Source organism: Coleofasciculus chthonoplastes PCC 7420 (genome assembly GCF_000155555.1).
Taxonomy (GTDB): domain Bacteria; phylum Cyanobacteriota; class Cyanobacteriia; order Cyanobacteriales; family Coleofasciculaceae; genus Coleofasciculus; species Coleofasciculus chthonoplastes_A.
In genome coordinates this window covers 1-10600 of sequence record NZ_DS989889.1, presented here as the reverse complement: position 1 = coordinate 10600, position 10600 = coordinate 1, and the positions used below count along the sequence as shown (strand labels likewise).

The following is a 10600-nucleotide window of genomic DNA, read 5'->3' as shown; positions in this document are numbered from 1 at the left end:
ACAGCATCCACCCCTCGCCAGAGATTTTGATGCTTGGCAAACAGGCGCGATGTATAACTGGGAACGGGCATCATCACCACAGCACCATCCACAACTTTGATTTCTAAGGCATCTCCCGGCTTCAGCTTTAATGCTTCTCGAATCGTTACCGGAATCTCAATTTCATAGTTGCTACTCACTTGAGCCACAGTCATCTGCGAAACCTGAATCATTTGATTTCAATCATAATAAAGCGGGTCGCCCCTACAGCAGCATCAAAGGTGATAGTCTACCAAGAGCGATCGCCTTTCTCAAATAAATTCAACGTGGTTGTGCATATCTAATGGTTCAAGTACCTCTGAAATCAGAATCAATCCTCGCACAATCTCACCGATTGACCGACTATTTTGGTGACAGTAAGCAATACCATAATGTTCTAAACCACGTTGATGAAGGATTAAAAAATCTTCATCATGGGTAAATATTACTCGCTCTTGAGCAATCGCGAAAGTCAATTGTTCTTCATCGGCTGCACCTAAAAGTCCTACTTCAGGTGTCGTCGTGACATCAATACCCCGTTGTTTCAACCCTTGAGCAATTGCCCGATCAACTTGTTCATCCAAGTGCCACCTGATCTTTTTCAAAACTCTATCCTCTTAATTTTTGCTGCACTTTGGAAGGAGTTTTCGCTTGCAATTCACGCACCAAAATTTTGCCCTCTCGCATTTGTTGTTGTATGTCTTCAATATGATCATGGTAATAAGCCAAAGCCGCGTATACGTCTGACAACGTAATCGTAGGATATCGAGACACAATTTCATCAGGAGACATCCCCTTATGTTCATGCCAAATAACGACATCTTGAACCCGAATCCGATGTCCAGCAATACGCGGCTTCCCACCACACACTCCTGGTGTGATTTCAATATGTTCAGAAATTACTGCCACCATAGACTATCTCCAAGGTTAACCTGAGCCTTTTACTTAGCTTATCGAAAGCCATCTCTAGTCACCAACTGTTGGGATTACTTGACCCTAGGGCGATGGCGTTTGGGGTAGGGTCTGATTGTGATCGCTCCTTCTTCCCTAGAGACGATCACCCTCTCCCTCCCAGTTGGCGTCAATCCCTGATCAAAAGAGCGATCACCTTGCTGAAATCTTAGTACAAGGAGCCGTCATTAGTGCCATTAACTGGGCAGAAACTCTCTCTAAACTGGCGGAACGAGGTCAAGATCCTGATACGATAGTCACTCAATTGATCGATCTGGCTGGATTGAGCGGAGTTGTGCTGTCCAAGTCAGTACAGTTTTGGGTTTTGGGATGCGATCGCGTTTAGGGATAGGAGAGGATTGCGATCGCGTCTATCCTTTTCCCCAGATACACGATACTACTCGCCATTAACAATTAAATGGACACAACTGGACTCGAACCAGTGACCCCCACGATGTCAACGTGGTGCTCTAACCAACTGAGCTATGCGTCCGAACCAAACAGTATCTTACTGTAGCACGACTATTAAACAAGTGGCAAGCCAGTCGGATCAAGCCAAAATAGTTTTTCTCTCCCCGCCCCCCTGCACCTGGAGCACCTCCGCCACCTTTTTATGAGCTAATAGTCCTAACTGTCGCTGGTTTTGCTAAAATACCTAGGTTGTTCAGCCTAAACCAGCATCTTTGAATCAAGCAGTAGAAATCTCCGGTGTAGATACCTTAGCGCAAGAACTTGCGACAATCCAGCAAACAGGTTCTAAGCGGATTGCCCTGTTAGGATCGCGTCATGTACCCATTACCCATCAACATCTGATCGAGATGATGAGTTATGCCTTGGTTCTAGGTGGCAATCGTCTGATGACCTCTGGCGCAACAGGTACGAACTCAGCCGCAATTCGTGGTGCGATGCGTGCTGACCCGAATTTGCTGACGGTCATTTTGCCCCAAAGCTTAGAACGTCAGCCACGGGAGTCGCAAGTTCAACTCCAACAAGTGATGCACTTAGTAGAAAACTCAGAAAATGATCATCTGTCTCTGGCAGAAGCCAGTGCGTTGTGTAACTCCGAAATCATTTCCCGATGTCAACAGCTTGTTTGCTTCGCCTTTCATGACAGCAAAACCTTGCTGAGAACCTGTGAGGAGGCAGAGGAACAACGCAAGGTGGTGACAATTTTCTATTTTGATTAACCGAAAAGCACGTCCTGTACCCGATGCGATTTATCGCATCTAATTCATCGCCCTAAATCATGTAAAGCATGAATAGCAGCTTGACACCTCTGAGTCACGGCGGCTAAATCAGGTCGTTTCGTCGAAGCTGGGGGGTCAATGGGTTGACCAATTCGCACGGTTACGGGTACAGGACGCGGTATCGGTGATCCTTTGGGAAAAACGCGATGAGTCCCCCATAAACTCACGGGTAATAGAGGGGCGTTTCCCTTCGCCGCAATTAATGCCGCACCTAACTTGGGTTCAGGGATACGACCATCTGGGGTGCGCGTTCCCTGTAAAAAGACACCCACAGCCCACCCCTGTGATAAACACTCAATCGCCGCACGAATGGCACTCCGGTCTGCTGCACCCCGCTTCACTGGGTAAGCGCCGTATAACTGAATCGCTTGTTTGAGTCCCGGAACCCGAAATAGTTCCTCTTTTGCCATAAATGCCACCGGACGCCGCACACAATTGGACAAAATCGGCGGGTCAAAGTCACTGGCGTGGTTACTGACGACGACGAGTGGACCATCCATCGGTACATGTTCAGCACCATGGATGTGACCTCGTAGGTAAATGTTAAGCACTGGGCTAACTACCGACCATTTAAAGGCGTGGTAGAGAATTAGGCTAGCAAAGGGTTCGCGGTTTCTAGTCACAGAACATCCTAAGTAGATGGGAAAATTCAATTAACCGTGGAGAACTCGCTCCCTTGAGAAGCAAGCTACGTCTTATGTCATTGGTCATTCGTTATGATTTACGGACTATTGACAAAAGGTAATCGATTTGGGTTTATTGCCACAAATCGACTTAGACATAATCCCTAGATTTGGGGCTGTTGTATTAGAGTATCAGTTATCAACAACCAATTTGAAGATTTGATCGGGGATAGGTTAATAGGTTAACCGGGCAAATCTGATAAGCTACCGATATTTTCTAAGGCGGCATCCCGACACATCCGTTTAATTAAACCCGTGAGAACTTTCCCCGGACCAATTTCTACCACTTTCTCAATCCCTTCCTCTGACAGGTGTAAGGAAATTTCTCGCCAGCGCACACTTCCCGTCATTTGACGTTGGAGGCGTTCCTTAAGGACAGCCGCTTCTGTGGTAGGTATAGGTTCTGCATTGGATAACACGGGAATCTTCGCGTCACTAAAGGGAACAGACTCTAACACCCCTTGAAACTCCGTCGCGGCTGATGCCATGAACGGTGAGTGAAATGCCCCAGATACATTTAACCGTACTACTCGCTTGGCTTTCACTTGATTCAGTAATGCTTCTACGGCATCGGGGGTTCCAGAAATCACGACTTGGGTTGGACTATTATCATTGGCTAAGACTACATCCTCATGCTCCTGGATGTATTGGTCAAGTTGCTCTTGATTAAATCCAATTAAAGCTGCCATCATGCCACCTGAGGCACTATCCATTAGTTCAGCACGACGTTTGACTAGATTTAACCCCGCCTCAAAGTCAAAGACACCCGCCACGTAGAGTGCGACATATTCGCCCAAACTGTGACCCGCGACGAGGTGCGGTTGATGTCCGCGTTCCTGGATAATATCGGCTAGGATGCTTTCGATGACATAGAGACAGGGTTGAGTATAGAGAGTGCGAGACAGTTTCTCGTCGGAACTCTGGCACAGTTCTAGCACGTCCCAGCCTAAGATTTCCTGGGCTTGGGCGAATTTGGCTTGAGCCAGGAGTAAATCGGCTAAGTCGGTTCCCATCCCGACAGCTTGAGAACCCTGTCCAGGAAACACCCATGCAGTTTTAGTCATTTGTTATTCCTTCGTGTTGGTCAGGATATTCATTATCTCAGGAGAAATGCACGGAATGCATATCTCATTGAGACTCAACGCGCAGTTTTCCGGCTGTCAACGCTCAATAGGAAATCAGTGCAGATAACTTAACCAGGACTTACGCAGCTACACCACATATCGTGGCAAAGGTGCGTTACGCTACTGGACTGACACAGCTAAAATTATGGAATAGATTTGACCATTGAATCGGGCGCAAGCGCAAGTCTTTGCGCCCCTACAATTCTAATCCACCAAATAAGGTGTGCCACGCCAATAGAGTCTTTACATAAGTCATATTAATGACAAATAATCTGTATTAAAGTTATCCACACCTAAACCAATTGAGCGATCGCGCTGATCGTGTGCGTTGGTGGCATCAGCGTTACTCTATATCTACTCGTCCGTAAAAATCCTTAAAAATTTCTTTACTTCTTCTAGTACAGGATGTTCTAAATCCCAAATATCAACTTTTTCTTTCATGATATAGTCAAAGTTTTTCATGCTACATTTTCTTTCCGCTTGTTTTTTCTCTTTTTTTGAACAAGTATCAAATCTAATGTAGAGACTAACCCAAAACTTGTCAAACTCTTTGCCAGTGATTGATTTGCCTTGATTTTCTAAACAATCCCGCCAACTGACTAAGCAATCAGCAAACGTAGAATTCTGAGACTTAATAGTTTTTAGGACAGTTTCTAATTCACCTTTCCCATCTACATTGGTAAAATAGCAGGATAACTTGATTACCTCTCCAGTAGCCGTACTAATTTCTATGAATTTTCCTATTTGTGATAAATTGGCACTATTTGTGAAAACTTGATTAATACATTCGTTCACCCATTGAATTCGCTCATCTACAGAAAAATTATCGATATCTATGACAATACCAACCTTTTGTATATCTCTTTTCTGAATATCGGCTGCTAAAGCGTTGAGAGCATTGATCAGTTTAGATTTGTCCAATCCTCCCAAGCATTCATAGTCATTGATGCAAATGGGAGGCTCTATGGAAATATCATAATTTAAGTTATCTATTAAGGCTTCCATGAACAACTTATCATTTTTGCTCTCAACGATAAGTAAGTTACTCACCCCTCACTCCTTTGCCATGTTCTATAGCATATTTTAGTGTTTCTAGATCACGATTAATTCCTATAATTGAATTACTGCGAGGCTTTCTGGCAATTTCAAAATAGGCACCGATATCTGGATATTTACTAACTCCTGTCTCTGTAAAAGCTTTAATCATCTCTAAACTATGGGTTGTGGCAAAAATTTGTATATCTAATTCTGAAGCAAGTTGAAATAAGTGTTCCCAAAATTTTTCCTGTTTAGTATAGTGAATACCATTTTCTATTTCATCGATTAACAAAAACTTATAGTTGTTATTGATGAGCTTGAGCATGATCGCTGCTACGCGATTAATCGCATCTCCAAACAAAGAAAGTGGCAACCGTCCTTTCCGTTCTTTCCTAACTAAGTAGAGTGTCGGTTCTCCAATAGAAAAACTTTCTACTTTTTCAATCGAAGGATCTAATATTTGAAAGGCTTTGAGGACTTCCTCATCTTTATCATTTAAACGAGCTTTGTCATACTCTTCAGTTAAGTCTTTATTTGACAGTCTTCCAAAAGATGGAATGATAGGCAGATTATTATAATCGGGTACATCACGGCACAACATTCCATCTGAAGTTGCTATAACAGTATACTTAGATTTCTCTTGATTATCTTGGATGAATCGAACTTGCAAAACTGACGACGGGGGTTCATTTTTAGATATCAGAGTCATCAACTTTCTAGCTTCTTTCTCATCTTCCAAGATTTCTATAGAATTACAAACCAGGATTTCAACAATGGTGCTGACATTCTGGATACTTGTTCCAGTTATTTTGATCGTTGTTCGCTTATCTTGATTCAAAAAAAAACTATCCCAGGCTCGCTCTGGCATAGCTTTCTCGACGTCTGATGCTTCTTGCCTTATCCTCTTCAGTTCTATAATAGTTCTCGATTTAGGACAATTATTTAATAACACGGCTTCCAGCAAAGCCGTTTTACCAGCATTGTTTTGACCCCCAATTAAATTAACTCTCTTAAATCCAGAAATTTTTGTTGCTTCAAAGCATCTAAAATTAGTAATCTCAATGTTTTTTAACATCAGTCAGTAATCCACCTTTGGACGTTTGGATAGTTTGGATGAGTTCATTGGAGATGATCAGCCTCATGGTTATCTTAACTGATTTGTGCTTCTAGATTTAGGATAAGCGATCGCGCTATTGGTGGGTATATAAACTTATATCGAATGGTACGCTCCTCGTATTCTGGTGGGTTGAGCGAAGCCGAAACCCACCCTACGGTATATTAAGGTATTAAGGGTTTCGGTCCTACCAAAATACACGCTTTTCAGTGTTCTGGGTGGATGGGTAGATCACCATCTGAGGACGCCCACCGAATCCACTTCATCTCATTGAGGCTCAACGCGCAGTTTTCCGGCTGTCAACGCATCTAAGGGGGCTTGAAATAAATACCCTTGAGCATAGTCACAATCCAGCAGCCGCAGTTGGGTTAATTGCTCTTTTGTTTCTACGCCTTCGGCAATAACCTTCATTCCCAGGCTATCTGCCAACATGATAATTGTGCGGACAATTTGCAGGGGTAATCCTTTGGTGCGATTGATCATGCCTGCTTCACAATGCCCTTGAACATCGATGCTAATATTACTAATCAAAGACTGATCAATCTTAATCGTATCAATCGGAAATCGATGCAAATAACTTAACGACGAATAACCTGTACCAAAATCATCAATACATAACCCAATTTGGCGATCGCGTAATTCTTTGAGCCGTTCTTCCGCTATCTCTGGGTCTGCCAGTAAGCAGCTTTCAGTAATTTCTAACTTCAAATGACTCGGATGCAGATGGGTCTCGTGCAGAATTTTGTCCAGGTGTTCTAGGAGTTCCGGTTGTAAAAACTGTTTGCTGGAAAGATTGACATAAATCGTCAACTGATGAGCCAGTTCTTGATTAAGTTCACTCTCCTGAACCGTATCATGCCAAAGTTCTAACTGACGACAGGCTTGGCGCAACATCCACCACCCCATGGGAATAATTAATCCCGTTTCCTCTGCCATGGGGATAAACTCACCGGGATACACTAATCCTCGGCTGGGATGATGCCAACGCAATAGTGCCTCAAACCCAGCAATCTGATGGGTTGAGAGAGAGACTATCGGCTGATAGTAAATCTCAAATTCCTGGTTTTCCACCGCCCGCCGCAATTCGGTTTCCAACTGCAAGACGCTGAGGGCATTTTGGTGCATCGTCAGGTCAAATATCTCATAGCGGGAGCGTCCTAATGCTTTTGCCCGGTAGAGGGCGGTATCGGCATCCCGTAACAAATCTTCAGGACAATCATAGTTGGTGATATCCCCCTCCTTTCGGATCTCTCGACTTAAAACAATCCCGACACTCGCCCCGGTAAAGACTTCATGTCCATCTAAATTAAATGGAGCGGCTAATTCTTGCTGAATTCGTTCCGCTACGCGGGTTGCGTGGTGAATATCTTCAATATCCTCCAGCAGGATAGTAAACTCATCCCCACCCAATCGCGCCACTGTATCCTCTGTCCGCAAACAGGATTCTAAGCGACGGGCAATGCCAATCAGCAGTTGATCCCCAACTAAATGCCCTAAACTATCATTGACCACTTTAAACCGATCTAAATCCAAAAAGAGTAGGGCAAAGCGATAGGTGGGATGGCGTTTGGCTCGCTCTACAGTATGACTTAAGCGATCCATAAATAACGCCCGATTGGGCAATCCGGTCAATGTATCGTAAAATGCCCGGGTTTGCAGTTGGTCTTTTGCCAATTTGTGTTCGGTGATATCTTCGACTGTGCCTTCGTAATACAGCAATTCTCCGGTCATCATATCCCGAACAGCACGGGCATTTTCGGCAATCCAAATCACGCTGCCATCTTTGCGATAGACTTGGGACTCAAAATCAGCTACCGCATCATTTTCTTGCAATAGCCGACTAAACTCAGCCCGTCGCTGGGGATCAACATAAAGCTGATGTTCGATATCTGTCAGTCGCACCATCAATTCATCGGGAGAGGAATAGCCGTATAAACGGGCAAGGGCAGGATTGGCGCTAATATAATGCCCATCAGCCGTGGATTGGAAAATCCCTTCCAAGGCATTCTCAAAAATACTGCGATATTTGGCTTCTGCCTGTTTTAATGCCTGTTCTGCCTGTTTACGTTCCGTAATATCCCGTGCTACCCAAACCACAGAATCTTCTAAGGTGGGGGAAATCGTCGCCGCAAACCAAACCTCGCGATCGCGCACTGTTAAGCTATACTCAATATTCAAACGCGAAGATGTGGCGATCGCTTCCTGGATATAGGTCAAGAACTGATCGGCTTGAGTAGGGGCAAAGAATTGATGCAGGGTTTTGCCCACGAACTCATTGGCATTTTCAGGTAATAGCCTCGGATCAGGATTCGTCGGGGCAATTTTCAGGAAACATCCCTGGCTATCCAAGACAAAGATAGAATCCGTCATCGCCGCAAATAATGCCCGCAACTCCGCCTCAGAGGAACGCAACGCCACTTCCGCCTGTTTGCGCTCAATCGCTACCCCTAATTGGGCGGCTACGGTAGAAATCAAGTTTACCAAACGCCGATCCGTTTGCCGCGATTCAAACCGGAAAAACGTTAATACTGCCAAAACCTGATCATGAGCGATAATCGGCACCGCAAAGCCCGCTTTCAAACCACAAGCTTTTGCCATAGAGGAGCGCACGAAGGAGGAATGAGGCGCACGGGAAACATCGGGAATCCATTCTGGGCGACGGGATGCCCAAACTCGTCCGGGTAGTCCACAGCCTAAAGCAAAGTAAAGGCGGGACTGTAATGGCTAAAGTCTTGCCGGGTGGACGCCTCAGACGCTAAGACAGGGGGATAGGGAGACGCCGCGCCTTTATTGGTGTGACCTAAACTGTGATCATTTCCGTTTACCGTTCCACCTTGCTGCTTACCTTCTGCTTTCCAAGGCTGTTCCTCTCCTCTGCGCCAAATTGTGGAACATTCTAAAACTTTCCCATCAGCACGTTTGACCCAAGCTTCGCCCAAATCCCAATGGGTGGCTTGTCCCACTTTGCTCAAGGTGACATACAAGGCTGACTGAAAATCTGGGGCTTCACCAATCGCCTGGGTCATGGTTTGCAAGAGTTCTAGGGCGTCTGTTGCCCATTTCCGTTCGGTGATCTCGGTAATAAAGCCCTCTAAAGCCTGTAATTCTCCATGGCGAGAAAAAATGCCGCACCCTTGTTCCCACACCCATTTCTGAATCCCTGTGGCTGTAGTAATCCGATATTCGAGTTGATAGGGTCGTTTTTCAGTAACGGCGGCTTGCACATCCTGCTTCACCCGTTTTCGGTCTTCTGGATGAATCACGTCACTGAACACTAATGCCCGATTTTCCACCAAATCACGGGGATTGTAGTGTAGCAGATTAAAACAGCCCTCACTGACAAACTCCATTGTCCATTGACTATCCGCCCGACACCGATACGCCATCCCGGGCAGATTGCCCATCAGTGTGGCTAGGGTGCGCTGACTTTCTTGCCAAGCCCCTTCAGCTTGCTTGTAATTGCTGATATCAAAGGCGCTTAAGAGGATGGCAGGTTTTCCTTGAAACTCAATAATCCGGGTACTCGTATCCAGCCAGCGCCTATCACCGGTTTTGGTTAGGATTTCCACTTCATAGCGACGTTTTGCTCCCGTCTGCGCCTTTTCACTTAGGGATTGTTTAGGCATGAAGGCGTGGCTACTCGGATGCAGCAAGTCCCATAAATCCATGGTTAATAATTCCGATTGGCTGTATCCTGTAATTTCGCAGACTATGGAATTAACATAGACTAACTGATTGCCTTTGTAGATTAGGACAGCGGCAGGAATGGTTTCGGCTAAGGTACAAAATTTGACCTCCTGTTCACACACGGCATTAGCAATTAACGGGCGGCGTGTTGGTTGGGGTGATGGGGCTGTTTCCTGAGGTGATGGGGGTAAGGGTTCGTGGTGATGCGAGTCGTCCGTAATCGGCTGGAAAATGGCAAGAAAGGCGGATTCCCGCTTAACGGTTAACCGTTGCAGAGAAACTAGGCTCCAAATCGGCTTGCCATAGTGACTCGGCATTTTGACCACGTAATCCCGCAAATAGCCTTGACTAAGTAAAACCTGTAATATTCTCTGTCGTTGGGCGGGATCGTGATAGAAGGATAGAGTTTGGCGATCGCAAACGGGTTGATTGACTCTGGAACGCTTCTGTTGGCTGGGATCAAAGGTCGAGCCGTAATGATCGTTAGCATACAGAATAACACCATCGCTTAAGCGGGCAATAACCAAGGGTAGGGGAATGGATTGCACTAGCGTTTGCCACAATAGGGTGTCACTGTCTCCTCTCCAGCTCGATTGTGGATGCGTCGGGATACTGAGAAGTTCCAGTACGGTTGTCTTTAGTTCGGGTTGTGTATCTTTTTCCAATAAATGGCTGTAGTTTACTTCTAAATGTTTCACGGCTGCATAAAACTCCAATGTATTGTGCGGGGAAATTCCC

Annotated in this window: 11 protein-coding genes, 1 tRNA gene and 1 pseudogene; 2 read left to right on the top strand and 11 right to left on the bottom strand. The window is 45.3% G+C overall.

Features of this window, described 5'->3' with window-relative positions:
• From MC7420_RS34570 to MC7420_RS34560, 3 genes are all read right to left on the bottom strand, one after another.
• Nucleotides 1-212: AbrB/MazE/SpoVT family DNA-binding domain-containing protein (locus MC7420_RS34570; protein ID WP_006106636.1), on the bottom strand; the 212-nt coding region annotated here is incomplete at its 3' end.
• A gap of 78 nt (nucleotides 213-290) precedes the next feature.
• Nucleotides 291-623 carry a DUF5615 family PIN-like protein gene (locus tag MC7420_RS34565; protein ID WP_044211398.1) on the bottom strand — a complete coding sequence of 111 codons (333 nt, stop codon included), beginning with the start codon at nucleotides 621-623 and terminating at the stop codon, nucleotides 291-293.
• A 4-nt stretch (nucleotides 624-627) separates the two neighbouring features.
• On the bottom strand, nucleotides 628-930 hold the full coding sequence (locus tag MC7420_RS34560; protein ID WP_006106640.1) for a DUF433 domain-containing protein: 303 nt from the start codon (nucleotides 928-930) through the stop codon (nucleotides 628-630).
• Between the two features lie 163 nt (nucleotides 931-1093).
• On the opposite strand from MC7420_RS34560, the gene MC7420_RS42175 reads away from it, so the two are divergent.
• Complete coding sequence (locus tag MC7420_RS42175) at nucleotides 1094-1315, top strand: hypothetical protein (protein WP_006106630.1); 222 nt, start codon at nucleotides 1094-1096, stop codon at nucleotides 1313-1315.
• Between the two features lie 73 nt (nucleotides 1316-1388).
• Here MC7420_RS42175 and MC7420_RS34550 read toward each other — a convergent pair.
• Nucleotides 1389-1462 (bottom strand) — tRNA-Val (locus tag MC7420_RS34550).
• Between the two features lie 190 nt (nucleotides 1463-1652).
• Here MC7420_RS34550 and MC7420_RS34545 point away from each other — a divergent pair.
• Entirely contained in the window at nucleotides 1653-2156 is a 504-nt protein-coding gene (locus MC7420_RS34545; RefSeq protein ID WP_006106631.1) for a hypothetical protein, read from the top strand.
• 44 nt (nucleotides 2157-2200) lie between these two features.
• On the opposite strand, the gene MC7420_RS34540 is transcribed toward MC7420_RS34545, so the two are convergent.
• The 7 genes and pseudogenes from MC7420_RS34540 to MC7420_RS36055 form a co-directional block, all read right to left on the bottom strand.
• Complete coding sequence (locus MC7420_RS34540) at nucleotides 2201-2839, bottom strand: lysophospholipid acyltransferase family protein (protein ID WP_044211396.1); 639 nt, start codon at nucleotides 2837-2839, stop codon at nucleotides 2201-2203.
• 242 nt (nucleotides 2840-3081) lie between these two features.
• Nucleotides 3082-3963 carry an ACP S-malonyltransferase gene (gene fabD / locus MC7420_RS34535; RefSeq protein WP_006106635.1) on the bottom strand — a complete coding sequence of 294 codons (882 nt, stop codon included), beginning with the start codon at nucleotides 3961-3963 and terminating at the stop codon, nucleotides 3082-3084.
• Nucleotides 3964-4377: 414 nt separating this feature from the next.
• Nucleotides 4378-5073 (bottom strand): DUF3226 domain-containing protein, encoded by a 696-nt coding sequence (locus MC7420_RS34530; protein ID WP_044211394.1) that lies wholly within the window; start codon nucleotides 5071-5073, stop codon nucleotides 4378-4380.
• Complete coding sequence (locus MC7420_RS34525) at nucleotides 5066-6136, bottom strand: AAA family ATPase (RefSeq protein WP_006106639.1); 1071 nt, start codon at nucleotides 6134-6136, stop codon at nucleotides 5066-5068. Before MC7420_RS34525 ends, MC7420_RS34530 begins: the two co-directional genes overlap by 8 nt.
• Nucleotides 6137-6442: 306 nt before the next feature.
• Nucleotides 6443-8593 carry a putative bifunctional diguanylate cyclase/phosphodiesterase gene (locus MC7420_RS34520; protein WP_390436443.1) on the bottom strand — a complete coding sequence of 717 codons (2151 nt, stop codon included), beginning with the start codon at nucleotides 8591-8593 and terminating at the stop codon, nucleotides 6443-6445.
• A 30-nt stretch (nucleotides 8594-8623) separates the two neighbouring features.
• Nucleotides 8624-8854 (bottom strand): annotated as a pseudogene (locus MC7420_RS44280) (GAF domain-containing protein); the annotation flags it as partial.
• Between the two features lie 14 nt (nucleotides 8855-8868).
• Nucleotides 8869-10600: PAS domain-containing protein (locus tag MC7420_RS36055; protein WP_157453455.1), on the bottom strand; the 1732-nt coding region annotated here is incomplete at its 5' end.